Source organism: Tatumella sp. UCD-D_suzukii, from assembly GCF_000611875.2.
Classification (GTDB): domain Bacteria; phylum Pseudomonadota; class Gammaproteobacteria; order Enterobacterales; family Enterobacteriaceae; genus Tatumella; species Tatumella ptyseos.
The window spans coordinates 222,265-246,608 of the sequence record NZ_JFJX01000053.1 but is presented as its reverse complement, the minus strand read 5'-3'; the positions used below and the strand labels follow the sequence as shown (position 1 = coordinate 246,608).

General features: G+C 53.2%; 21 protein-coding genes. 9 read left to right on the top strand and 12 right to left on the bottom strand.

Annotated elements, in window-relative coordinates; all coding sequences use genetic code 11:
- Window positions 1–3 precede the first annotated feature (3 nt).
- Both proQ and CG67_RS11045 read right to left on the bottom strand, forming a co-directional pair.
- Window positions 4–684, bottom strand: coding sequence for an RNA chaperone ProQ (proQ, locus tag CG67_RS11050; protein ID WP_025903007.1), 681 nt, complete (start codon window positions 682–684; stop codon window positions 4–6).
- Window positions 685–779: 95 nt separating this feature from the next.
- Complete coding sequence (locus tag CG67_RS11045; protein ID WP_025903006.1) at window positions 780–1,280, bottom strand: GAF domain-containing protein; 501 nt, start codon at window positions 1,278–1,280, stop codon at window positions 780–782.
- A 221-nt stretch (window positions 1,281–1,501) separates the two neighbouring features.
- On the opposite strand from CG67_RS11045, the gene yebS reads away from it, so the two are divergent.
- From yebS to rsmF, 3 genes are all read left to right on the top strand, one after another.
- Window positions 1,502–2,746 (top strand): membrane integrity lipid transport subunit YebS, encoded by a 1,245-nt coding sequence (gene yebS / locus CG67_RS11040; protein WP_025903005.1) that lies wholly within the window; start codon window positions 1,502–1,504, stop codon window positions 2,744–2,746.
- Entirely contained in the window at window positions 2,715–5,342 is a 2,628-nt protein-coding gene (locus tag CG67_RS11035; RefSeq protein WP_025903004.1) for a PqiB family protein, read from the top strand. The genes yebS and CG67_RS11035 overlap by 32 nt, the downstream gene beginning before the upstream one ends.
- 79 nt (window positions 5,343–5,421) lie before the next feature.
- Window positions 5,422–6,849, top strand: a complete 1,428-nt coding sequence (gene rsmF / locus CG67_RS11030) for a 16S rRNA (cytosine(1407)-C(5))-methyltransferase RsmF (protein WP_025903003.1) — start codon at window positions 5,422–5,424, stop codon at window positions 6,847–6,849.
- Between the two features lie 183 nt (window positions 6,850–7,032).
- Here rsmF and CG67_RS11025 read toward each other — a convergent pair whose 3' ends face one another.
- Window positions 7,033–7,371 carry a DUF2511 domain-containing protein gene (locus CG67_RS11025; protein ID WP_025903002.1) on the bottom strand — a complete coding sequence of 113 codons (339 nt, stop codon included), beginning with the start codon at window positions 7,369–7,371 and terminating at the stop codon, window positions 7,033–7,035.
- Between the two features lie 38 nt (window positions 7,372–7,409).
- Complete coding sequence (gene copD / locus CG67_RS11020; protein ID WP_051546384.1) at window positions 7,410–8,282, bottom strand: copper homeostasis membrane protein CopD; 873 nt, start codon at window positions 8,280–8,282, stop codon at window positions 7,410–7,412.
- Window positions 8,283–8,515: 233 nt separating this feature from the next.
- On the opposite strand from copD, the gene CG67_RS11010 reads away from it, so the two are divergent.
- Both CG67_RS11010 and exoX read left to right on the top strand, forming a co-directional pair.
- A complete protein-coding gene (locus CG67_RS11010; RefSeq protein ID WP_025902999.1) occupies window positions 8,516–8,749 on the top strand; it encodes a DNA polymerase III subunit theta in 234 nt (77 codons plus the stop codon).
- Entirely contained in the window at window positions 8,749–9,423 is a 675-nt protein-coding gene (exoX, locus tag CG67_RS11005) for an exodeoxyribonuclease X (protein WP_038024773.1), read from the top strand. Before CG67_RS11010 ends, exoX begins: the two co-directional genes overlap by 1 nt.
- A 4-nt stretch (window positions 9,424–9,427) precedes the next feature.
- Here exoX and CG67_RS11000 read toward each other — a convergent pair whose 3' ends face one another.
- Window positions 9,428–11,485 (bottom strand): S9 family peptidase, encoded by a 2,058-nt coding sequence (locus tag CG67_RS11000; RefSeq protein WP_025902997.1) that lies wholly within the window; start codon window positions 11,483–11,485, stop codon window positions 9,428–9,430.
- Window positions 11,486–11,775: 290 nt separating this feature from the next.
- Between CG67_RS11000 and purT the strand changes: the two genes are divergently transcribed.
- Complete coding sequence (gene purT, locus CG67_RS10995; RefSeq protein ID WP_025902996.1) at window positions 11,776–12,954, top strand: formate-dependent phosphoribosylglycinamide formyltransferase; 1,179 nt, start codon at window positions 11,776–11,778, stop codon at window positions 12,952–12,954.
- A 110-nt stretch (window positions 12,955–13,064) separates the two neighbouring features.
- Here the strand turns inward: purT and CG67_RS10990 are convergent, their stop codons facing one another.
- Together CG67_RS10990 and zwf are read right to left on the bottom strand one after the other, a co-directional pair.
- Window positions 13,065–13,640 carry an Ail/Lom family outer membrane beta-barrel protein gene (locus CG67_RS10990; RefSeq protein WP_025902995.1) on the bottom strand — a complete coding sequence of 192 codons (576 nt, stop codon included), beginning with the start codon at window positions 13,638–13,640 and terminating at the stop codon, window positions 13,065–13,067.
- Window positions 13,641–14,112: 472 nt separating this feature from the next.
- Window positions 14,113–15,588 carry a glucose-6-phosphate dehydrogenase gene (gene zwf, locus CG67_RS10985; protein ID WP_025902994.1) on the bottom strand — a complete coding sequence of 492 codons (1,476 nt, stop codon included), beginning with the start codon at window positions 15,586–15,588 and terminating at the stop codon, window positions 14,113–14,115.
- Window positions 15,589–16,153: 565 nt separating this feature from the next.
- Between zwf and pyk the strand changes: the two genes are divergently transcribed.
- Window positions 16,154–17,596 (top strand): pyruvate kinase, encoded by a 1,443-nt coding sequence (gene pyk, locus CG67_RS10980; RefSeq protein ID WP_025902993.1) that lies wholly within the window; start codon window positions 16,154–16,156, stop codon window positions 17,594–17,596.
- 70 nt (window positions 17,597–17,666) lie between these two features.
- Here the strand turns inward: pyk and lpxM are convergent, their stop codons facing one another.
- The 3 genes from lpxM to znuA form a co-directional block, all read right to left on the bottom strand.
- Window positions 17,667–18,629, bottom strand: a complete 963-nt coding sequence (gene lpxM, locus CG67_RS10975; protein WP_025902992.1) for a lauroyl-Kdo(2)-lipid IV(A) myristoyltransferase — start codon at window positions 18,627–18,629, stop codon at window positions 17,667–17,669.
- 118 nt (window positions 18,630–18,747) lie between these two features.
- Window positions 18,748–20,079, bottom strand: coding sequence for a murein DD-endopeptidase MepM (gene mepM, locus CG67_RS10970; RefSeq protein WP_025902991.1), 1,332 nt, complete (start codon window positions 20,077–20,079; stop codon window positions 18,748–18,750).
- Window positions 20,080–20,094: 15 nt separating this feature from the next.
- The gene (gene znuA, locus CG67_RS10965) at window positions 20,095–21,057 is read right to left on the bottom strand and encodes a zinc ABC transporter substrate-binding protein ZnuA (RefSeq protein ID WP_025902990.1); all 963 of its coding nucleotides are present in this window, start codon (window positions 21,055–21,057) and stop codon (window positions 20,095–20,097) included.
- 77 nt (window positions 21,058–21,134) lie between these two features.
- On the opposite strand from znuA, the gene znuC reads away from it, so the two are divergent.
- Together znuC and znuB are read left to right on the top strand one after the other, a co-directional pair.
- Window positions 21,135–21,887, top strand: a complete 753-nt coding sequence (znuC, locus tag CG67_RS10960) for a zinc ABC transporter ATP-binding protein ZnuC (protein ID WP_025902989.1) — start codon at window positions 21,135–21,137, stop codon at window positions 21,885–21,887.
- Window positions 21,887–22,672 carry a zinc ABC transporter permease subunit ZnuB gene (gene znuB / locus CG67_RS10955; protein ID WP_025902988.1) on the top strand — a complete coding sequence of 262 codons (786 nt, stop codon included), beginning with the start codon at window positions 21,887–21,889 and terminating at the stop codon, window positions 22,670–22,672. The genes znuC and znuB overlap by 1 nt, the downstream gene beginning before the upstream one ends.
- A 31-nt stretch (window positions 22,673–22,703) precedes the next feature.
- Here znuB and ruvB read toward each other — a convergent pair whose 3' ends face one another.
- Both ruvB and ruvA read right to left on the bottom strand, forming a co-directional pair.
- A complete protein-coding gene (ruvB, locus tag CG67_RS10950) occupies window positions 22,704–23,711 on the bottom strand; it encodes a Holliday junction branch migration DNA helicase RuvB (RefSeq protein WP_025902987.1) in 1,008 nt (335 codons plus the stop codon).
- An 8-nt stretch (window positions 23,712–23,719) separates the two neighbouring features.
- Window positions 23,720–24,337 carry a Holliday junction branch migration protein RuvA gene (ruvA, locus tag CG67_RS10945; RefSeq protein WP_025902986.1) on the bottom strand — a complete coding sequence of 206 codons (618 nt, stop codon included), beginning with the start codon at window positions 24,335–24,337 and terminating at the stop codon, window positions 23,720–23,722.
- Window positions 24,338–24,344 lie beyond the last annotated feature (7 nt).

The following is a 24,344-nucleotide window of genomic DNA, read 5'->3' as shown; positions in this document are numbered from 1 at the left end:
GTTTCAGAACTGCAAGTGTTCTGCGCGTACTATCATTGCCATGCCGGATGCAAGCTGAACCCGAACACCCTCTTTTGATACTTCAAGGACAGTGGCATCCATTGCGTTTTGCCCGGCCTTGACTTTAATTGGCTGGCCTGCGTGCAATGCAGAAGTATCTGTTACCGGTTTCAGAGGCGCTGCAGCCGGTTTGGCTGAACGAGGGGTAGCAGATTTTTTTGCATTATCGCGGGGTTTCCGCGGCGCATCAGCGGAGGAAGTCGCGCGCGGAGCTGCTTTACGTGGCTTACGGGGTTCGCTGGTTGCTTCACCATTTTCTGCTTTACTGGCCCGCTGCTGTGCGCGGTGCGCCTGCACACGGGCTTTGGCTTCTTCCAGCTGTTTACGTGCGTGCTCGACATGTTGCTCATCAAGCTCTCCGCAGGCGTTTCCATCCAGGTCAACGCGTTTCGCACCCGCTTTGATACCGTGCAGGTAACGCCAGCTGGAGGTATATAAACGTAGTGCTGAACGCAGCCGGGTTTTACTTATCTGCGACTCTGCCGGGACACGTTCAACAATATCCTGAAAAATACCGATTTTCAGGGGCTTCGCTTCACCTTCAATGCAGAAACATTGAGGGAAACTCTCGGCCAGGAAGGCGATGACTTCTTTACTGCTATTCAACTTAGGTTGATTTTCCATGAAATTTCCTGATTACAACGGTTTTGCCGACCAACGCGGACATGAACAGGCGTCATTATAATGACAACGTTGCTAAATGCTATGCATCCTGTCAATTAGCTGTCGTTCTGTTGCAAAAATCTTTCAATTTCTGTCCCCGGCAGGGCCGCTGACAGGCTTTCAGCCAGCTGATGCAGCCCTTTTTCGTCGTCCGCATCGAAACGGTCATATTCCGTACTATCGATATCCAGTACCCCGATGACCCGGCCATTAACGGTCACAGGTAATACAATTTCAGAGTTACTGGCAGCATCGCAAGCTATGTGGCCGGCAAAAGCATGCACATCCGCCACCCGTTGAACCGCATTTTCGGCCACCGCTGTGCCGCAAACACCCCGGCCGACAGGAATACGCACACAGGCAATTTTCCCCTGGAACGGTCCAAGTACCAGTGTGTCAGGTTCACTCAGCAAATAAAATCCGGCCCAGTTAACCCCTGACAACCGCTCAAACAGTAAGGCACTGCAGTTTCCCAGCAGGGCCAGGAATGATGTTTCTCCGGAAGTCAACGCGTTGAAATCCCGGTTAAGCTCATCATAAAATGCTTGTTTGCTCATATACCAACCATATACATTAACAAATTATTACTTTCTTCCGTATGTTTCTGAATAGCACAAAAACATACACAGGCATAATGAATCAATAGCAGAGTTACTATACTCTTAGCAATCCGTTGTCCGGGAAATCTCTTCACTATCGTCCGCTGTAATATAGCAGACTGCCCCTGGGATAATTCAGGATTTTTAACAACTCCACCGGATAACTATAAATTTCGTTTATGAAAATTAACACAATCAGGCCGGTATTATCGCATAGCGCCGTCCACCGGTGCCCTCAATGTGATCTGGTTTTCAACCTGTCACCGCTAAATGCCCACGAAACCGCTTACTGCCCCCGCTGTATGGCAAAGATAGTCAGTGGCAATGCCTGGCCTCTCTCCCGACTGGTGATCCTGGCGATTGCCATGATGATCCTGATGCCGTGTGCTTTCAGTTGGCCACTGATCAGCATCCGTTTGCTGGGCATGAATATCAATGCCAGCGTGCTCGGGGGGATTTATCAAATGGTCTCTGCCGGCAATGTCCTCACTGCCGCCATGGTGACCTTCGGTGCTATCGGTGCACCGGTCACACTGGTGCTGGCCATCTTTTATCTGCTCATCGGTCACTGGCTTGGCATGAATCTTCGGCCGGTATTACTGATGCTGGAAAAGCTGAAAGAATGGGTGATGCTGGATATTTACCTGGTGGGGATCGCTGTCGCGGCGATTAAGGTACAGGACTACGCGGCACTGACTGCCGGCTACGGGTTAACCGCATTTATTACCCTCACTGTACTGAGCCTGCTGACCTTGATCAATCTGAACCCGCAGTCACTGTGGCAAACATTTTATCCGCAGAAGGCCGTGGCTGCCGCCCCGGAGAAAATTATTGTCTGCCTGCATTGTCATTTCAGCGGATTACCGGATGACCGTGGCCGTTGTCCTCGCTGCCATACCCCCCTGGATAAACGCCGGCCTCACAGCCTCCAGAAAACCTGGGCTGCACTGATTGCCTCGATCATTCTGCTGTTTCCGGCCAACCTGTTACCGATATCGGTTATCTATCTGAATGGCTCTCAACAGGCAGATACCATTTTTTCCGGTATTTTATCCCTCGGGGCCGGAAACTTCCCGGTCGCCATGGTCGTGTTTATTGCCAGTATTCTGGTACCGTTCAGCAAAGTATTAATCATGATTTCCCTGCTGCTCAGTATTCACTTCCACTGTGTTCAGGGCCTGAAAACACGGATCCGCCTGCTCAGAGCAATCAAGTGGATTGGTCGCTGGTCAATGCTTGATCTGTTTGTCATTTCACTGACCATGTCACTGGTGAACCGTGACCAGCTTTTAGCTTTTACTATGGGGCCGGCTGCTTTCTATTTCGGCTCCGCCGTTATTCTTACCATACTGGCCGCCGAATGGCTTGACAGTCGATTACTCTGGGATGCACATGCAACAGGAAACGCCGAATATGCCGATTAATTCAGCGGTGACAAAGAAACGTAAGCTCTCCCCCTTTTGGTTATTACCGGTCGTTGCTCTGCTGATCACCGGCTGGTTACTGTGGCAAAACTACCTGCAGCGGGGAACCACCATCACCATCAACTTCCAGTCTGCGGACGGTATTGTTCCCGGACGCACCCCGATACGCTATCAGGGGGTGCAGATTGGTACGGTCGAGGGGATCGTCCTGAGCGATGACTATCGCACTATCCGTATTCGTGCCAGCATTAAGAACGATATGAAAGATGCACTACGTCAGAATACGAAATTCTGGCTGGTCACGCCGCAAGCCTCACTCGCCGGGGTTTCCGGGCTGGATGCTCTGGTCGGCGGGAACTATATCTCGATGATGCCGGGCAACGGTAACCGCCAGGACAACTTCACGGCTCTGGACTCCCAGCCCCGCTTCAGTACAAATACCTCCGGGTTATTACTGCATCTGAATGCGCCGGATCTCGGTTCACTCTCTATTGGTTCTATCGTCTATTACCGGAAAATCCCGGTCGGTAAGGTCTATAACTACAGTATTAACAACGGCAACCAGGGTGTGGTTATCGACCTGCTGATTGATCGCCGGTACAGTTCATTGGTGAAAAAAGACAGCCGTTTCTGGAATGTGTCCGGCGTGGATGCGAGCTTCAGCCTCAGTGGCGTTAACGTGAAAATGGACAGCCTGCCGGCACTGATTAACGGAGCCATCGCCTTTGATTCACCGTCCGACAGTCAGCCTGCAATTACCGACGATCGTTATCAGTTATATCCGAACCTCGCGCAAAGTCACCGGGGCGTGAAAATTCAGCTGGATCTGCCGGACGGGGACAACCTGACGGCCGGCTCCACCCCGTTAATCTATCAGGGGTTACAGGTCGGTACGTTGACCCGTCTGAACCTGGCAGACCCGCAACATGTCAGCGGAGAGCTGATTATCGACCCATCCGTGGCCGGACTAATGCGCAGTGAAACCCGTATCGAATTGCACAGCCCGAAAATCGGCCTGACAGACACGTCTCTCAGTAGTCTGTTGACCGGGGATACTCTCGAACTGGTCCCCGGGGGGGGCCAGCCACAGTCACGTTTCAGTGTCTATCCCGCTACACAAACTCTGATGCATACCCCGGGCAGCCTGAACCTCCGTCTGAAGGCCTCTGACAGTTATGGTATTGCTCCGGGCCAGCCGGTAGTACTGAATGGCGTCACTATCGGTACGGTATCCGAACGTCAATTGACCAATGACGGCGTCAGTTTTATCGTCTCAATCGCGCCGGATTATCGCCGTTTTGTCCACGGCAACAGTAAATTTGTTGCCGACAGTCAGATCCGTGTCAATGTGAGTCCGGACGGGATCCGGATGGTAGGCGCGACACCGGGTCAGTGGCTGCAGGGAGGCATCCGGCTGGAAGCGGGTGACCGTGGTGAACCCTTATCCGGGTATCCTTTGTATGCCGATGCCGGTAAAGCCGACGAGGGCATCACCGGAGACACCCCTTCGACGACCCTCACCCTGACCGCCAGCAGCCTGCCGGATATCCAGGCAGGATCGGTCGTACTTTATCGCCGTTACCAGGTCGGTGAAATTGTCGCTGTGACGCCACATGCGAATAACTTTGAAGTCGCAGTACATATTTCTCCGCCCTACCGCAACCTTATCACACGGGATACGGTGTTCTGGGCTGAAGGCGGTGCCCGGGTGCAGATCAATACCAGCGGCATTACTGTACAGGCCACCCCGCTTAACCGGGCGCTGAAAGGTGCTATCAGCTTTGATAATATGCCGGGGGTAGTGCATCAGCCCGGGCAGTCCCGCACCCTTTTCCCGTCAGAGACAGCCGCCCGCGCCATCGGGAGTCAGATCACTCTGAAAACCTATGATGCCAGTAAGCTTTCCAACGGAATGCCCATCCGTTATCTGGGGATCACTATCGGCCAGATAGAGTCACTGTCGCTGAGTGCCAATAACAATCAGGTGCTGGCAAAAGCCGTACTGTACCCCGAATATGTGAATGATTTTGCCAGAACCGGCAGCCGGTTTTCGGTGATCAGCCCGGAAATCTCCTCCACGGGGATCAGTCACCTGGATTCCCTGTTACAGCCTTACGTTAACGTGGAACCGGGCAAAGGCGCATCAGTGCGTACTTTTGAACTGCAGCAGTCAACGATCACCGATTCCCGCTACCTGAACGGTAAAACCTTCTTCGTCGATGCGCCGGAGGCCGGATCGCTGACCATCGGTACGCCTATCCTGTTCCGTGGGGTAGAAGTTGGTACCGTCACCGGTATCTCGCTGGGTGCCATGGCCGATCGCGTACAGATAGCAATGCGTATCAGCCAGCACTACCAGTATCTGGTACGCAATAACTCCATCTTCTGGCAGGCTTCCGGCTATTCACTGAATTTCGGTTTAACCGGCGGCGTGGTGAAAACCGGGACGTTCCAGCAGTTCATCCGCGGTGGCATTGAATTTGCTACTCCGCCCACGGTCCCCCTGGCACCGGAAGCCACCGCGAATAAGCATTTCCTGCTGCTGAATGAGGCACCGAAGAACTGGCAGCAATGGGGAACAGCTCTCCCCCGCTAAGCCGGTGTCATGATAACGGGAAGCGTGACTTCCCGTTATCATGCTACACTGCCGCATTATTTTCTGACGGAACTCCGCTGTGTCCGATTCATCCCTTTTTTTACCCGACGATTTCCTGAGCCAGATGCAACAACTGCTGGGTGACGGGGCATCTTTTGAAGACTTTAAAACCTATTGCCGGTTACCTCTGCGCCGCAGTCTCCGCGTCAATACGTTGAAAATTTCTGTCGACGCATTTCTTTCTAAAGTCGCCGGGTATGGCTGGCAGCTGACGCCGATCCCCTGGTGTGAAGAAGGTTTCTGGATCACCCGTGACGATGAATCCCTGCCGCTGGGCAGTGTGGCTGAACATCTGAGCGGACTGTTTTACATCCAGGAAGCCAGCTCGATGCTGCCGGTCTCCGCACTGTTTGCCCATTGCGAACACCCTCAGTCCGTTATCGATATGGCTGCCGCCCCAGGTTCCAAGACCACACAGATTGCTGCCCGGATGGGCGAAGAAGGCATGATCCTGGCGAATGAATATTCGGCCAGTCGGGTCAAAGTATTGCACGCCAATATCAGTCGCTGCGGCGTCACCCGTGCAGCCATTACACATTTTGATGCCGCCGTTTTCGGCCCGGCCCTGCCGGAGTATTTTGATGCTGTGCTGCTGGACGCTCCCTGCTCGGGCGAAGGCGTTATCCGTAAAGATCCGAAAGCCCTGAAAAACTGGAGTCCGCAGAGTTGTCAGCAAATTGCTGACACGCAGCAGGGTCTGCTGGAAAGTGCTTTCCAGGCCCTGAAACCGGGAGGAACCCTGGTTTATTCAACCTGTACCCTGAACCGGCTGGAAAACCAGCAGGTGATTGGGTCGCTGCTCGCCCGCTATCCGGAAGCGGTCGAGGTTATCCGGCTCGATACCCTCTTCCCTGGCGCTGAACAGGTCGCCACACCGGAAGGTTTCCTGCACGTTTTCCCGCAGGTATTTGACAGCGAAGGTTTCTTTGTTGCCTGCCTGCGAAAAACCGGCAGTGTTCCGAAACTGCCGGCTCCTGGCTATAAGGTCGGTAAATTCCCGTTTACGCCATTATCCCGTCAACAGGCCGAAGAAGTCCGTCAGCGGGCGGCCGGGTCCGGATTACACTGGCCGGCAGACCTGGAACTCTGGCAACGGGATAAAGAAATCTGGTTATTTCCGCAAGCTACCGTGCCCCTGTTTGGCCGGATCCGCTTTTCACGCATTGGTGTCCGGCTGGCAGAAACCTTTGCAAAAGGTTACCGATGGCAGCATGAGGCGGTTATTGCGCTGGGGAACCCTGACCATGCGCAGGTCTACGCTTTCACTGATGAAGAAGCCGAGGAATGGTATCGGGGACGGGATATTCATCCTGACGGTCCGTTACCAGGTAATGAAATGCTGGTGATGCATCACGGACAGCCACTGGGTCTGGTTAAAAAAGTCGGCAACCGGATTAAAAACAGCTATCCGCGGGATTTGGTCAGAGACGGACGTTTATTCCGTTAAGAGAGCGAAAAAAAAGACCGGACACAACTCCAGTGACCGGTCCAGGGAAATGGCTCAGAGAGCCGTGCGCTAAAAATGATGAGCGATAACCGATGGCAGTTGCATAGGTTAGTATCAGTAATACTAGTTCAGATCCTGATAATTTCCAGCGCCCCCCTTTTTCAGGCTCTCTGCCGCAGCAGATTAATGGCCGCAAAGCCCGCTGGCTTTATCAATCAGCGGTTGCAGGCTCATTTTTTGCCCGCTGTGTGCTTTATCATCCAGCACCAGCGGCGCAATAGATTCCCCGCTCGCCAGTCCCTGACTGACCTTCTGCTCCGCTTTTGCATTCAGGGGATAATTCATCAGTGTTGACGGGTTAATCGCAAACAGTGCCCCGTCTTTTTCACACGTCAGCATGATTTCTTCGCGGTTTAATGGCCAGTTCGCCTTTCCGGTCTCAAAACGACTCACGGTAATGACCTGAGTCGCCAACACAGGCGTGCTTAGTGCCAATAGCAGCCAGGGTAATTGTTTCTTCATTTCAGTCTCAGCCTTTAATAACACGTAATAAAACAGGATCAGTCTGGTGACAGTGTAGCAAACAGACTGACGACCGCGATGGCTCCCGTAGCCAGCAAAATTTCTGCCTGCGTCAGACGAATAAACATGCGGCGACTCTCTGTCGGGAATTGCCTGAACCTGGGAACCAGCCAGTAACGATTAAGTAATGCCAGTGTTACCATGCCCGCCACCAGCACACTTTTCAGGATCACCCCGGATAACCAGAACGAAAAATGTCGGGGAATACCGGCGATCAGTAAGGTGTTGCACAAGCCGGTCAGCAGCACCAGCGCAACCGCCCAGTGACCCGAGCGGGAGAATTTCATCATGGTGAGAATAGCGGTGTTATCTTTAGGATCCCGCTGCCCCTGCTTGATCAGCACCCGGAGCGGATACAAGCCGCCACACCAGAAAGCGGCGGCAATCACATGAAGACTCTGGCTGGCTTCTCCTGCCACGCCTCGCCAGCCATCATGCATCGCCGCATGGCCTGTCATCGCCGTCAGGAATAGTTGCAGTAACTGACTTAGCAGCAGGGGATAACGGACAGTCTCCCCGCCGACCCGTAGCAGCATGAAAGACACCGCCGCGAAGGTCATTTCCGGCAACCAGGCATGGCCAAAGCGCGTGCCGGCAACCGCTACCCAGAGTTCAGGTTGTCTGATGGCCGCCGTGTCACCGCTCATCATGATGGTCTGTAACGCAAACAGGGCGATGGCAGAAAACAGAGCTGTGACGGCGCTGACCCGCAAGGCTGACGATAAACGGTTCCACAGGCGGTTTCTGTAACCGGCCGGTGTCAGCAGCATCAGATACATCAGACAGCCAGTCAGCAGGAACAAACTGCTGAAATGGAAAAACCGTAGCGAAATGTATAAAAAATCAGTCACTATCACTCCGGATCCCTGGAGTAAGGATGTTATGATAATCTGACTGCATCAACGGATTGAATTCGTTATGACTGCCTGACACGTTGATCCCCTGAGGTAATTTGCAGCCGGTACGCCGGTTTTCGTCAAGAATACGCTGCAGACCGAAGGGTGTCGAGATTGCCGCAAGCCGGAAAGGGTTGATTGCCCCGCCAGAAAGCATTATTTTTGCGCCTGATAACATGGAGTCTATGATGAGCTTTAATTTAGCCCTGCTCAGTGCAGAAGAAAAAGATCAAATTAATACGGATTTAGCGGCGTCCGGTGTGGCGTTTAAAGAGCGTTATAATATGCCGGTAGTTGCAGAGATTGTTGAACGGGAACAGCCGGAGGCCCTTCGTGAGCGTTTCCGCCAGCGGCTGGGTGTTTATCGTCAGACATCGCTGACCCTTTCCCGTCTGCCTTATGAACCGAAACAGAAAAACTGATGTTCAGAGTCATCGATACTGAAACCTGTGGATTAGAAGGCGGCATTGTTGAGATTGCGTCGATAGATGTTATCGACGGAAAGATCACGAACCCGATGAGCGACCTGGTCTGTCCTGACCGGCCAATCAGTACCCGGGCCATGACTATCCATCGTATCACCCCGGCAATGGTGGCCGGAAAGCCGTATATCGAAGATATCATCGGCCGCTATCAGGGAAGCCCCTGCTATGTGGCACATAATGCCAGTTTTGACCGCCGGGTGCTGCCCGAAATGGGTGGCGAATGGCTGTGTACGATGAAAATGGCACGGCAGCTCTGGCCGGGCCGAAAATACGGTAACCAGGCCCTGCGCCATAGCCTGCAACTGGAGGTGACGCCACCTGCGGAATTGCATGCCCACCGGGCACTGTATGACTGTTATGTCACCGCCGCACTTCTGCTGCGCATCATGGAAGAGTCAGGCCCGGAGATTACTGCCCTGCGTACGCTGTGCCAGCCAGCTTCCCGGGAAGCGAACCCCGATATTTTCCCGTTCGGGAAGTATCGGGGTCAGCCGGTCGCCGTGATCGCACGTAAAGACCCGGGGTATTTACGCTGGATGCTGGATAACCTGAACGACCTGCGCCCGGCGTTTCGCCAGACGCTGCAACGTTACCTGAAAGGACAGCCCTGAGCCCTCAGTGGCCCAGGGAGCCATCCGCCAGTCCCAGCAGGAATGCCATTTCCATCGCGATATCTTCATACGCTTTGTAACGCCCTGATTTCCCGCCGTGACCGGCCTCCATATCGGTGAGAAGTAATAACAGATGGTCATCCTGTTTAACCTCACGGAGTTTTGCTACCCATTTGGCCGGTTCCCAGTATTGCACCTGAGAATCATGCAGTCCGGTGGTCACCAGTAAATGCGGATAACTGGCGGGGACAATATTGTCATACGGGCTGTAAGCACGGATCGTCGCATAATCTTCCGCCCTGTTCGGATTGCCCCATTCATCATATTCACCGGTGGTCAGCGGAATACTTTCATCCAGCATCGTCGTCAGCACATCGACAAACGGTACCTGTGCAACAACACCGTGATAGAGTGACGGAGCCTGATTGATCACCGCGCCCATCAGCAACCCTCCGGCACTGCCGCCCATGGCGTAACACCGGGTGGGATCACCGTAGCCCTGCGCCAGCAGTTGCCGGGTTGCGCCGGTAAAATCGCTGAAACTGTTTTGTTTATTGGCCAGCCGGCCGGCATCATACCAGGCCTGCCCCAACTCCCCGCCGCCACGGATATGCACCAGGGCATAGACAAAGCCCCGATCCAGCAGACTCAGACGACTGCTGCTGAAATCTGCATCCATACTGCTGCCATAAGCCCCGTATCCGTAGACCAGTAACGGATTTTTCCCCGGGGAGAACAGGGATTTCCGATAGACCACAGAGACCGGAACACGGCAGCCATCTTCCATCGTCAGCCACAGATAATCGCTTTGATACTGTTCGCTGCTGAAGCCTTTAACCACCGTTTGTTTCAGAACCTGACGTTCCCCGCTGTCCAGATCCAGCTGATAGGTGGTGGCCGGCGTGGTCATTGACGAGTAACCGTAACGTAATTGTGAGGTTTCCGGTGACGGGTTATACCCAAGCCAGGCCACCCGGGTAGGGTCATCGAAGGTTACTTCCCGCGTTTCGTCACGAAAGCGGTGATACTGTGTCAGGCAGCTGAGGCCATTTTCACGTTCACCGGTGACCAGCCAGTCACGGAAGATCTGAAAATCTTCCAGCACCCGATGATCCCGTGCAGGCAGCAAGGTTTGCCAGTGCGACTCCTGCGGAGCCGTCTCTTCTGCCATAAAGAGCGCAAAGTTTTTCCCCGCTGAGTTTGAACGGATATAAAAATGGTTCTGATAGTGGTCGAGGTCATACTCGTGATCTTCCCTGCGTGGCAGGAAGCAACGGGCAGCACCGGACGGCTGTACGGCGTCCACCAGCCAGATCTCACTGGTCGTCGTACTATCAATCACAATTTCGATAAAGGCTTCGGAGGTGGTTTTCCCAAGACTGACATAGAAACTGTCGTCCGATTCCTCATAGACCAGCTGGTCATCGGTGACCGGGGTGCCGGTCTCATGACGCCAGACCTGCCAGGGCAACAGCGTCCCGGGATCCTGCCTGACATAGAACAAGGTTTTGCCGTCATTTGCCCATACCAGCGAAGGAGATACTCCGGTCAGCACCTCCGGCAGCCAGCAATTCTGCTGTAGATCATACAAACGGATCTCATACTGACGTCGTGACAGATAGTCTTCAGCCACTGCCATCAGGCGGTTATCAGGGGTAATATCCAGCGCACCGAGACTGTAAAACGGATGATTTTTTGCCCGCTGGTTACAGTCAATCAGACATTGCCAGTCCGGCTGTAACCCCTCTTCATCGGCAGCACGAAACCACAGGGGATATTCGCCCCCTTTCTCGTAACGCTGCTGGTAAAGATAACCGTTCTTGCGGTAAGGCACTGAGTGATCCTTCGGCGGGATCCTGGACACCATTTCTTCGTACAGCGTCTGCTCCAGTGGTTCCACCGGAGATAGCTGCTGCCGGCAATAATTGTTCTCCGCCTGCAGATAGGCGATAACGTCAGGATCAGCGCGCTCATCATCCCTGAGCCAGTAGTAATCGTCCACACGTGTTTCGCCATGAAGCGTCATGGTATGGGGGTGTTTCGCTGCTTTAGGTATTGTCATTTTCTTTTCCTGGTCATCACAATCTTATGGCCTATCCACCGGAGGCTGCTATTCAGGGCCATGCGTAGGATACCGCCCGACAGGACATTGATGGCGTTACGCTGAATCGTCTGCGGGTCAGTCAGGTGTCTCTGTCATACTACGTGATCATGTCACTACGCCACCTGACACACCTGCCCCTCTGCTGCTGAATGTAACATTATAAAAAAGAAATCGCCCGTTAATGCCAGCGCAATCGTTTTCGTTTATACTGCCCGCCGTGTTTATGATCAGATTTAATGGGTGGAACAATGGTAACTCTTGGCACGGCACTGCGTCCTTCAGCTACGCGCGTAATGTTATTAGGTTCAGGTGAACTGGGAAAAGAAGTGGCACTGGAATGCCAGCGACTGGGAGTCGAAGTGATTGCCGTGGATCGCTACCCGGATGCCCCGGCCATGCATGTGGCGCACCGCAGTTATGTCATCAATATGCTTGATGGCGTAGCTTTGGCAGAGATTATCGCCAAAGAGAAACCGGATTATGTGGTGCCGGAAATTGAGGCTATTGCTACCGATACTCTGCTGGAACTGGAACAACAGGGACAGCGTGTGGTGCCGTCGGCACGGGCTGCAAAACTGACAATGAACCGTGAAGGTATTCGTCGTCTGGCGGCAGAAGAGCTGCAACTGCCCACCTCCGGTTACCGCTTCGCCGACAGTAAAGAGACCTTCTTTGCCGCAGCAGAGGACATCGGGTTTCCCTGTATTGTTAAGCCGGTAATGAGTTCCTCCGGTAAAGGCCAGAGCTTTATTCGTGATGCTTCCGGGCTTGAAAAAGCCTGGGAATATGCACAGCAAGGTGGCCGCGCCGGCGCCGGACGGGTCATTATTGAAGCCGTTGTCGCCTTTGATTTTGAAATAACGTTACTGACCGTTCATGCGGCAGACGGTATCCATTTCTGTGACCCTATCGGTCACCGTCAGGAAGACGGCGATTACCGTGAGTCCTGGCAGCCTCAGGCGATGAGTTCTGCGGCCCTGCAACGTGCACAGACCATTGCAGCATCCGTGGTAGAAGCCCTTGGCGGCTATGGTCTGTTCGGTGTGGAACTGTTTGTCTGCGGTGATGAGGTTATCTTCAGTGAAGTCTCTCCGCGGCCACATGATACCGGTATGGTAACACTGATTTCTCAGGATCTATCAGAATTCGCCCTGCATGTTCGCGCGTTTCTCGGCCTGCCGGTAGGAGCTATCCGCCAGTACGGTCCGGCGGCCTCGGCCGTGATCCTGCCGGAACTGAACAGCCGGGATGTGCGTTTTTCCGGAGTCGATCAGGCCCTGTCTGCCGGCGTGCAATTACGATTATTCGGTAAACCGGAAATTGCCGGTCGGCGTCGTATGGGTGTGGCACTGGCCTGTGCAACTACAGTTGAAGAGGCCGTCAGCAGAGCCATTGCTGCCGCCGGTAAGGTGACAGTGAACGGCTGACCGGCTATACCTCAGTACACCCGGCCGGAGATCTCCGGCCGGAACCTCCCCTGCCCCTTTATGCTTTGTCACTCAGACGGTTTTTCAGGGGAAGAAAGTCACAGCGCTTGTCAGAAGGCGATCCCGGCCCCGAGATTAACGCTGCTAAACGTTTTCGTCTCTCCGGAGATCTTCGGACGGGCCACATCATAAGACAGGTCGAGGACAATAGGGCTGAGAGGATTAATTTGTGTGCCCAGGCTTATCATCGGGACTGTTGAACGGCTGGTTTTATGGAACATATAGTTCATCCCCCTGTTCACCGGGGCAATAAATACATTCGCCCAGTTGACAGTCGTTTTATTGAAAGTGGCACCGGCCTGGGCATAAATACTGAAAAATTCATTAAACCGCCAGGCGGGCCCTGCAAGTAAAGAATATTCCCGGATCCGGGTTTCTCTTGCATAGGACTGATTCAGGCTATTGTGTTCATAATACGTCGTAGATTTCAGGTAACTGGCTGAAGCAATGACGCTGAGGGGAGAGTTCCATTCATAGCGATATTTCAGGTTTACGCCCTTCAGATTATTTAAATCCGCTACCTGAGCGCCGGTATAACCCAGCGTAAAGCTATGGCGTCCAGCCGTTGCTGGCATGCTGATCAGGATGCCGGTCATCAGCATCAATAGCACAGAGTATTTTTTCATTCGTAATCATCCATAATCCTGAATTTTTCAGACCCGAACTTCGGGTTCCCTGCAATATCCGTGATTGCTGAGGGACTCATATTGGGAACAGTTGAACCGGGAGCTCACTGAAAATCCCCGTATTTCGCCCCGCATAACGCGCAATCTCTGCATTGCAGACAGTATATAAAGTTATCATTGGAAGTCATTAGCCTGACTGCTAATAAATTTTGAACTGGTTTGCAAAAAACCGGATTTTTCTCCGTTTATTCCGTCAGCGTATGGCCGTAAAACAGCGGCCCCGTTCAGTGTGCAGGCCAGGGGGTAAATGATAAGGTGCCCTGATACCTGTCGATCCCCGGAGACTGACCTGCCATGCTTCAGATTAATACACCCGGGGCTGCGGCAAAAAACTGCGGAAAATACCCCCGTTCCGGGGATAAAAACGGCCTGCAGAGCAGGCCGTCAGGGATATCACACTTAGCAACGGGAGTTATTCAAACTCGTTCCACGAGCGTCCGTCACGGGTGATCATCGCGACTGAAGCGACCGGCCCCCAGGTCCCTGCCTGGTAAGGCTTCGCACTGTCGCCATCGGTTGCCCAGGCATTGATGATAGAGTCAACCCAGGTCCATGCAGCTTCCACTTCATCACGGCGTACAAACAGCGCCTGAATACCCCGCATGCTCTCCAGCAGCAGGCGCTCATAAGCATCAGCCAGGTGAGATTCGTTGAACGTCTCTGAGAAGCTGAGATCCAGTTTCGTGGTCTGCAGTTTATGCTTGTGATCCAGACCCGGAACTTTGTTCAGGATCTCAATATCCACACCTTCGTCCGGCTGCAGACGGATCGTCAGTTTGTTCTGCGGAAGCTCTGAATAGGAATCTTTAAACAGATTCATTTCCGGGTTTTTGAAATACACCACGACTTCAGAACACTTAGCCGGCAGACGTTTACCGGTTCTCAGGTAGAAAGGTACACCCGCCCAGCGCCAGTTATCGATATCAACACGGATGGCAACAAAGGTCTCTGTGCTGCTGGTCTTATTCGCACCCTCTTCTTCCAGGTACCCTGGTACCTTTTTGCCCTGTACAAAGCCCGCCGTGTACTGACCACGGACCGTTTTCTCACGCACGTTGCTTTGATCTATCTGGCGTAACGAACGTAATACTTTGACTTTCTCGTCACGAATACTGTCCGCACTGAGATCAGATGGCGGAGACATGGCAATCATGGTCAGGATCTGCAGCAGATGGTTCTGGATCATATCGCGCATCTGGCCGGCTTTATCAAAATAGCCCCAGCGCCCTTCAATCCCTACCTCTTCAGCGACCGTGATCTGTACATGATCGATAGTCCGGTTATCCCAGTTGTTAACGAAGATGGAGTTAGCAAAGCGCAGCGCCAACAGATTCAGTACCGTTTCTTTGCCGAGGTAATGGTCAATACGGAAAACCTGGCTTTCATCGAAATACTCGCCCACGCTGTCGTTGATTTCACGTGAGGTCTCCAGTGAAGTCCCCAGCGGTTTTTCCATCACAACCCGTGCCGGTTTAGCATTCAGTTTTGCCTGGCCCAGCCCCTGACAGATGGCACCGAAAGTTCCCGGTGGCATCGCGAAGTAGTTGATGGTGACACGTTTTTTCTGGTCGAGCATTTTACCCAGACGGGAGAAATGTGCGGCATCATTCACATCCAGATTACAAAAGTCGAGACGACTGCTGAGTTTATCCCACAACTCTTCATCGATTTTTTCTTTCATAAACGTTTCCAGTGCTTCACGCACCACGGCGATATACGCCGCTTTATCCCAGTCAGCACGGCCTACGCCAATAATGCGGGAATCGTCATGGATCTGACCGGCTTTTTCCAGCTGATACAGGGAAGGCAACAGTTTGCGGCGTGCGAGATCGCCTTTGGCACCGAAAATGACCAGATCACATGCCTGGGCCTGATGGGTTACCGCCATTCTACTCTCCTCATTGCAGAGTTACCGTCACGGTCTGCTGATAGTGCCGGTCTCTTTTCACTTTTAATTTATTTGCGTGACACTGTACTTCTTTTTAGGCCATCAGGTAAATACACAGAAAGTTACCTGGTGTGAGTACGCCCGGCCAGCCAGACTATATTAACACACTGACTGTACAGAGAATTAGCTAACGTACAGTGTAGACGGTGATGACAACCTATTCTTATATCAGAGTTTACCACCCGGCGTGCCGGGTGACTGCAAATGAAACAGTGTTATTCCCTTTTTAAATAATAGACGATGACATTCAACCAGGAGAAAATCACCGATATTTCCCCTATGTTACCGCCTGTTTCGTCCATATCGTCCTCTATCTGCCGATATGTTGCAGCGCATCAAAGAAGTCACAGCGAAATGGCGTTGATATGGATATAAGAATACTGTGCGGGATTTTAACGAAATACCAACATTTAAGCATTAAACAGCACTTCCGGATCAGCCAGCATGTCATCCGGTGGTCTGGCGCAGTCCACTTATGCTGATTTATTCGCCAACGGAGTCGTTCATGTCAAGACGTCTGAGAAGAACCAAAATTGTTACTACCCTCGGCCCCGCCACAGACCGCGAGAATAATCTGGAGAAGATCATTGCTGCCGGCGCTGATGTTGTGCGTCTTAATTTTTCTCATGGCAGCGCCAGCGACCATCAGACCAGAGCGGATAACGTCAGAGCAATCGCCCGTAAACTCGGCCGCCATGTGGCCATTCTGGGGGATCTTCAGGGCCCTAAAATTCGTATATCGACCTTTAAAGAGGGCAAAATCTTCCTGAATATGGGTGATAATTTTGTGCTGGACGCCACGCTGGAGAAAGGCGAAGGCAATCATCAGCAGGTCGGAATCGATTATAAAGGCCTGCCACAGGATGTGGTGCCGGGAGATACTCTGCTGCTGGATGATGGTCGCGTACAACTCGAAGTGACACAGGTTAACGATGTTCAGGTTGTTACCCGCGTGACCGTCGGTGGCCCGTTATCAAATAATAAAGGGATCAATAAACCGGGAGGCGGGCTTTCCGCTGCGGCGCTGACGGAAAAAGACAAAGCCGATATTCATCTGGCGGCCCTGATCGGTGTCGACTATCTGGCGGTGTCGTTCCCCCGTACCGGCGAGGATTTACGCTACGCCCGCCAGCTTGCGGAAGCCGCGGGATGTGATGCGCGGATAGTGGCAAAGGTTGAGCGTGCTGAAGCGGTTGCAAGCCCTGAAGCGATGGACGACATTATTCTGGCGTGTGATGTCGTGATGGTAGCCCGCGGCGACCTGGGAGTAGAAATCGGGGATCCTGAACTGGTCGGCATTCAAAAAACACTGATCCGTCGGGCGCGTCAGCTTAACCGGACCGTCATTACGGCCACTCAGATGATGGAATCGATGATCACAAACCCGATGCCGACACGCGCAGAAGTTATGGATGTTGCTAATGCAGTGCTGGATGGCACCGATGCCGTGATGCTCTCTGCAGAAACCGCCGCGGGGCAGTATCCGGCGGAAACCGTCAGCGCGATGGCGAATGTCTGTCTGGGCGCAGAAAAGATCCCCAGTGTGAATGTCTCCAAACACCGGCTTGACGTACAGTTTGATAATATCGAAGAAGCCATTGCGATGTCAGCGATGTATGCGGCTAACCATCTGCGGGGAGTAACGGCCATCATTACCATGACCGAATCCGGCAGAACAGCCCTGATGACCTCCAGGATCACCTCCGGGCTGCCGATTTTTGCGATGTCCCGGCACGCTAAAACACTGAGCCGGACAGCGTTATACCGTGGAGTGACACCGGTAGAGTTTAAGAGCTATACCGATGGCCTGGCGGCGGTGCACGATGCCATCACTCTGCTGCGTGACCAGGGTTATCTGATGTCCGGTGATTTAGTGATTGTGACCCAGGGGGATGTGATGGGGGCGAGCGGAACGACAAATACCAGCCGGGTACTGCGGGTCGGGTGATCCCTGCTGTCGTGCTCCACGGAAAATGGTGTCCGGGAGCACGACCCCCTGCCCGCAGGCTCAGGCAGGGTTATAAATCCTTGCGGACATAAGGTTCAATATCCCCTTCCTGCCGTGTTTTCAGCAGTTTCAGTATCCAGGTATATTGTTCCGGATTCGGACGGACAAAAATCTCAACTTCTTCGTTCATCCGGCGCGCCAGCGTTTTATCATCGGCATCCATCAGATCATCCATCGGCGGGCGTACATAAATATCCAGCTGATGGGTTTTTCCGTTGTAGACAGGGAATAACGGGACGACCCGGGCACGGCAAACTTTCATCAGTCTGCCTATCGCGGGAAGAGTGGCTTTATAAGTCGCAAAAAAATCCACAAATTCACTGTGTTCCGCACCGTGATCCTGGTCCGGAAGATAGTATCCCCAGTATCCCTGACGTACTGAACTGATAAACGGCTTTATTCCGTCATTACGGGCATGCATCCGTCCGCCGTACACCCTGCGCAGACGGTTCCAGAGATAATCCATCAACTCGTTTTTCTGATTATGAAACATCGCGGCCATTTTCTGGCCTTCAGAGGCCAGCAGCATGGCCGGAATATCCACGCCCCAGCCATGCGGTACCAGAAAAATGACATTCTGTTGCTCATCTTTCATCTGACGGATGATTTCACGACCGTGCCACACGACCCTTTTGCGGATAGTTTCCGGGTTTTTGATTGCCAGTTCGGCCATCAACACCATCGCCTGAGGGGCTGTCGCAAACATCCGGTCGATGACCTGCTCACGCTCCTGCTCAGGAAGTTCCGGCAGGCAGTACTGCAGGTTAATACGCGCCCGGCGACGGGCGCTTTTCGCTACCCTGCCGACCCATTTCCCCAGCGTGCCGAGCACAGGGTCGCGCACTTTCACCGGCAATAATGCCATGAGGGCTAAAGCGGCAATCGCCAGCCAGTTTCCCCAATAGACAGGTTTCAGAAATGCCGGTCTGAAAACCGGGATAAATTCTTTCGCGTTTTTCTTATCATTCTTCATGCACTGACCTCTGTTTTGACGGGCTTATGATAGTGCTGAAGGGATTATTTGCAATATTCATCTGCATAAATGAAAAAAGCCGGGTAAAAATACACCGGCTTTTCAGAAACTCACTCCGTCAGTTCAGGGTAAGACGCGACTGCCAGTCTTTAACCTGTGCCAGATAGGCTTTGCGGGATTGGCCGCTCAGACCTTCCATTTCCGGCAAACGCGCGGTCAGCGGGTTCACCGCCTGATTATTGATCCAGACCTCAAAATGCAGATGCGGACCGGTCGACCGTCCGGTATTGCCCGACAACGCAATACGATCCCCGCGTTTCACTTTCTGACCAGGTTTCACCAGCAGACGGCTAAGATGCATATAGCGGGTCATATACTGTCTGCCATGACGTAAGGCAATATAATTGCCGGCAGCTCCGCCGTTCTTAGCCACTATCACTTCACCGTCACCGACAGCCAGTACCGGTGTCCCTACCGGCAGGGCAAAATCAACCCCCCGATGCGGCGCGATACGCCCGGTAACAGGATTCACCCTGCGTGGATTGAACCCGGACGAGACACGATATTGTTTTACCGTCGGAAACCGCATAAAACCGCGGGCAAGCCCCGAGCCGGTACGATCGTAATATTTGCCATCATCGGCACGGAATGCATAGTAATCTTTACCTGCCGAACGCAGACGAACACCGAGTAACTGGCTCTGCATCGATTTCCCGTCCAGGTTTTCACGGGATAACAGAATACTGAACTTATCCCCGGCACGCAGCTTACGGAAATCCAGCTGCCATTGCAGTGCCTTGACCACCGCACTGGCTTCGGCCGGGCTTAGCCCCGCACTCTGTACACTGGCACCGAAACTGCCCCGGACAGCGCCCTGCACGACAGTATCCTGCCAGACACCTTGCTGGACGGAAGGCGTCATGGTAAAGCCCCCACGACCATCCCGTACATAATTACGGGTTTCCCGGCGGGAAATTTCCCAGTCCAGAGACTGTAACTGACCGTCAGCATTCAGCGACCAGCTCAGGTTTTGACCAATATTCAGCGTTCGCAGGCCCTTATCACTGGCGACCAGCGCATTGACATCCTGCAGGTCAATACCATATTGATTAAGTACACTGCTGAGTGTATCACCCGATGAAACGGTATATTCACGGGTCGTCGGGACATCATTGTCCTCCGGGGTCTCCGGCGGAACATCCTCCTCCGGGACCGGAGTATTATGATCTATCGGCTCACTGGCCTCCGGTAACATGGTACGTAACCGGCCAGCATCGTTTTCGATATTACTGACAATTGTTTCTGCAGCATCACCCTGATCCTGGTGATAAAACGGCGGCCGCCAGACGGCGATAGCCAATGTCACCACGGTCAGCGACCCCAGAATAATACGATGGGGACGCGACAAATTATTAAATGCCAGGGCGACAGAGCGGGCAATCGGTTGCACTTATCTGATTTCCTTCTATGCTCCTTTCAGGCAGCTCTCATACTGGCCGGACAATTGTGACAGGAACCTGACGTAACTGTCTTGTGTCAGCCCGATACCCATACCCAGGGGATCCAGCGTGCCTTTGCGGACTGAGGTTCCTCTGGCTACCGCATCAATGACGGCTGGCCTGAATTGTGGCTCAGCAAAAACGCATACCGCTTTTTGCTCAACCAACTGTGTTCTTATTTCATGTAATCGCCGGGCTCCGGGCTGAATTTCCGGATTCACGGTAAAGTGCCCCAGCGGTGACAGGCCAAAGGTGTGTTCAAAATAACTGTACGCATCATGAAACACAAAATAGCCTTCCTGCGAAACCGGTAACAGGCGCTGACGGATTTGTATATCGGTCTGCGCGAGTTGTTCCCTGAATAATTTCAGATTCGCATCCAGTTTGTCTCTGCGATCCGGCATAAGTTCCGATAATTTATCGTGAATAGCCACTGCAGATGCCTCAGCAATCTGCGGAGACAGCCAGATATGCATATTATATTCACCGTGATGGTGATGACTATCAGAGTTCTCCCGGCCAGCCTCCCCGTCGTCATGCTCATGATGGTCGTGGTCGTGTTCTTCGTCTTCATCCCCTTTGATCAGGCGACTCTGCACGGACGGTAACGCCGTCAGTTGCAGATTATTGACTGCCGGCAGGGATGCCGCCACCGGGGTAATGAAACTCTCCATTTCCGGCCCCACCCAGACCACTAAGTCTGCATTTTTTATACGTTTTACGTCAGAAGGTCGCAGTGCATATTCATGCTCAGATGCCCCGTCCGGTAACACCACGTCAACCGGGGTCACCCCGTCAGCGATGGCCGCCGCAATAAAGCCCAGCGGACGGATTGAAGTGACTACTGCACTGTTGGCGATCGCCGGTAGAAATGAGCCGATTCCGGCAGCCAGCAGTACCGGTAAATATCGCCGCTTAAAATGTAACATTTTAATTCAATCCTTCGTAAAAACGTAATAATGTGTGATATTATAACATAATGTTTCTGTTGCAAACTGTAAATTCTATGTCTGCCTTAGTCGCACTGGATAATATCTCTGTGTCTTTCGGACCTCGTAATGTGCTCAGCCACATTTCATTGTCCATCGCTCCCGGACGAATACTGACCCTGCTGGGCCCTAATGGTGCAGGTAAATCGACACTGGTTCGTATTGTGCTCGGCTTACTCACACCGGATGAAGGCAGGGTAACCCGGAGTCCGGGGTTACGTATCGGTTACGTGCCACAAAAACTGCATATCGACCCGACATTACCGCTGAATGTCACCCGTTTTATGGCGCTATCGCCGGGCGTCAGCAAATCTGAAATAATGCCCGCGCTGGAACGTGTTCAGGCAGGCCATCTGGCCCGTTATCCGTTACAGAAACTTTCGGGGGGAGAAATGCAGCGGGTGTTGCTGGCCCGTGCCCTGCTGGGCAATCCGCAGTTACTGGTACTGGATGAGCCGACTCAGGGCGTGGATGTGAATGGTCAGGTCGCACTCTATGACCTGATCAATCAGTTACGGCAACAGATGAACTGCGGTGTACTGATGGTTTCTCACGATCTCCACCTGGTGATGGCCAGAACCGACGACGTCCTTTGCCTGAATCATCACATTTGCTGTTCCGGCAAACCGGAGGTCGTTTCACAGCATCCTGAGTTTATTGCGATGTTCGGACCGCGTGGTGCGCAGGAACTGGCCATTTACCGGCATGACCATAATCACCGCCATGACCTTCGTGGCAGGATCGTGCTGAAAAAAGGGAAGAATAACTGATGCTGGAATTACTGCTTCCGGGCTGGGCAGGAGGCATGCTGCTGGCATTGGCCGCCGGCCCGCTCGGCTCTTTCGTTGTCTGGCGCAGGATGTCCTATTTCGGGGACACGCTCGCCCACGCCTCATTGCTGGGCGTCGCGTTTGGTTTACTACTGAATATTAATCCGTACTACGCGATTATCGCGATCACCCTGCTGCTGGCGCTGTTGCTGGTACTGCTGGAATACCGGCAGCACCTGGCTATCGACACTCTGCTGGGTATTATGGCGCACAGTTCACTTTCGCTGGGTCTGGTAGTCGTGAGCCTGATGTCGAATATCCGCGTCGATCTGATGGCCTATCTGTTTGGTGATTTACTGTCGGTAACTCCGCAGGATCTCTGGCTTATCGGTAGCGGTGTGGCGGTCGTGGTGGCTATCCTGCTCTGGCAATGGCGCTCGCTGCTGTCAATGACCCTCAGCCCGGAACTGGCTCAGGTGGACGGCATTAATTTACAACGTTGTCGCTTGCTGCTGATGCTGGTCACCGCACTGACTATCGGGGTGGCAATGAAGTTTGTCGGGGCCTTGATTATCACCTCATTACTGATCATTCCGGCAGCGACTGCCCGCCGGTTCGCCCGTTCCCCGGAACAAATGGCAGGTTATGCCGTACTTTGCGGGATGCTGTCGGTTACCGGGGGGATGGCACTTTCAGCAAGTTATGATACGCCTGCCGGCCCTTCGGTGGTGCTCTGTGCCGCCGCCCTCTTTGTGCTGAGTATGATGAAAAAAACGGCCAGCTAAAGCTGGCCTGCCGGCGTTTCTTCGCCGGTTATCAGGTTTCATCCCGCACAATATTAAAATGGCGATAAGCATGTTGTGTCGCCATTCTTCCCCGCGGCGTACGCTGAATAAACCCCTGCTGGATCAGATAAGGCTCAATCACATCTTCGATGGTTTCACGCTCTTCACCAATCGCTGCGGCCAGGTTATCCAGCCCGACCGGGCCGCCGGTAAATTTATCGATAATCGCCAGCAGTAACTTCCGGTCCATAAAATCGAACCCTTCGCTGTCAACATCCAGCATATCCAGTGCGCTGCCGGTGACGGTACCGCTCATCTCACCGCCGGCTTTCACTTCAGCATAATCCCGCACCCGGCGTAATAACCGGTTAGCAATACGCGGTGTTCCCCGCGCGCGGCGGGCAATTTCCAGGGCCCCTTCACTGCTCAGCGGTAATCCGAGGCAGGCCGCGCTGCGACTGACAATATGCTGCAGATCACTGACCTGATAAAACTCCAGACGCTGCACGATCCCGAAACGGTCACGTAACGGCGAAGTCAGTGAACCTGCCCGCGTGGTTGCACCAATCAGGGTAAACGGTGGCAGGTCAATCTTGATCGAACGTGCTGCCGGACCTTCACCGATCATAATATCCAGCTGATAGTCTTCCATGGCCGGATACAGCACCTCTTCCACCACCGGGGAAAGCCGATGGATCTCATCGATAAACAGCACATCGTGAGGTTCCAGGTTGGTCAGCATCGCTGCCAGGTCACCGGCTTTTTCTAATACCGGCCCGGAGGTCGTCCGCAGATTGACACCCATCTCATTGGCGACAATGTTGGCAAGCGTGGTTTTCCCAAGCCCGGGAGGTCCGAAAATCAGCAGGTGATCCAGTGCATCATTACGCATTTTGGCGGCCTGGATAAAAATTTCCATCTGCTCGCGAACCTGCGGCTGCCCGACATATTCTCCGAGTAATTTAGGCCGGATAGCACGATCCAGACTCTCTTCTTCGCTCTGAGGTGTCGCAGAGATCAGACGGTCAGCATCAATCATAACGATCCTTATATCGCAGCACGTAATGCTTCACGGATTAATGTTTCACAGTCAGCGCCCGGCTGACCCACTTTACTGATCATACGGCTGGCTTCCTGAGGTTTGTAGCCCAGCGCTACCAGTGCCGCCACCGCTTCTGACTCCGCATCGTTGTTATCCGCAGGTGCCGACGACGGTGCCGATAATTCAAACGGTGTTTCACCGGAGAACAGGTCCCCGTGCAGGCCTTTAAAGCGGTCTTTCATCTCCACGACCAGACGTTCAGCCGTTTTCTTACCGACCCCCGGAAGCTTGACCAGGGCACCAATTTCCTGATGCTCAACCGCCTGAACAAACTGTTGTGCCGACATACCGGAAAGGATAGCCAGAGCCAGTTTCGGTCCGACGCCGTTCACCTTGATCAGTTCCCGGAACAGGGTCCTCTCCTGCTTGCTGTTAAAGCCGAACAGCAGCTGTGCATCTTCACGTACCACAAAGTGGGTAAAGATAGCGGCTTCCTGATGCAATTCCGGCAATTCATAAAAACAGGTCATTGGCATATGGACTTCATAGCCGACACCATTGGCTTCAATCAGCACCAGTGGTGGCTGTTTTTCCAGAATAAGACCCCGCAGACGACCAATCACTGTGTAT

Coding starts and splice junctions, on each gene's coding strand:
- purT (WP_025902996.1), top strand. CDS start 11,776: ATGGTAACTCTTGGCACGGCACTGCGTCCTTCAGCTACGCGCGTAATG.
- znuC (WP_025902989.1), top strand. CDS start 21,135: ATGTCTGCCTTAGTCGCACTGGATAATATCTCTGTGTCTTTCGGACCT.
- proQ (WP_025903007.1), bottom strand. CDS start 684: ATGGAAAATCAACCTAAGTTGAATAGCAGTAAAGAAGTCATCGCCTTC.
- zwf (WP_025902994.1), bottom strand. CDS start 15,588: ATGGCGGTAACCCATCAGGCCCAGGCATGTGATCTGGTCATTTTCGGT.
- CG67_RS11010 (WP_025902999.1), top strand. CDS start 8,516: ATGAGCTTTAATTTAGCCCTGCTCAGTGCAGAAGAAAAAGATCAAATT.
- exoX (WP_038024773.1), top strand. CDS start 8,749: ATGTTCAGAGTCATCGATACTGAAACCTGTGGATTAGAAGGCGGCATT.
- lpxM (WP_025902992.1), bottom strand. CDS start 18,629: ATGAAGAATGATAAGAAAAACGCGAAAGAATTTATCCCGGTTTTCAGA.
- CG67_RS11000 (WP_025902997.1), bottom strand. CDS start 11,485: ATGACAATACCTAAAGCAGCGAAACACCCCCATACCATGACGCTTCAT.
- yebS (WP_025903005.1), top strand. CDS start 1,502: ATGAAAATTAACACAATCAGGCCGGTATTATCGCATAGCGCCGTCCAC.
- CG67_RS11045 (WP_025903006.1), bottom strand. CDS start 1,280: ATGAGCAAACAAGCATTTTATGATGAGCTTAACCGGGATTTCAACGCG.
- znuB (WP_025902988.1), top strand. CDS start 21,887: ATGCTGGAATTACTGCTTCCGGGCTGGGCAGGAGGCATGCTGCTGGCA.
- znuA (WP_025902990.1), bottom strand. CDS start 21,057: ATGTTACATTTTAAGCGGCGATATTTACCGGTACTGCTGGCTGCCGGA.
- pyk (WP_025902993.1), top strand. CDS start 16,154: ATGTCAAGACGTCTGAGAAGAACCAAAATTGTTACTACCCTCGGCCCC.
- CG67_RS11025 (WP_025903002.1), bottom strand. CDS start 7,371: ATGAAGAAACAATTACCCTGGCTGCTATTGGCACTAAGCACGCCTGTG.
- CG67_RS11035 (WP_025903004.1), top strand. CDS start 2,715: ATGCAACAGGAAACGCCGAATATGCCGATTAATTCAGCGGTGACAAAG.
- CG67_RS10990 (WP_025902995.1), bottom strand. CDS start 13,640: ATGAAAAAATACTCTGTGCTATTGATGCTGATGACCGGCATCCTGATC.
- ruvB (WP_025902987.1), bottom strand. CDS start 23,711: ATGATTGATGCTGACCGTCTGATCTCTGCGACACCTCAGAGCGAAGAA.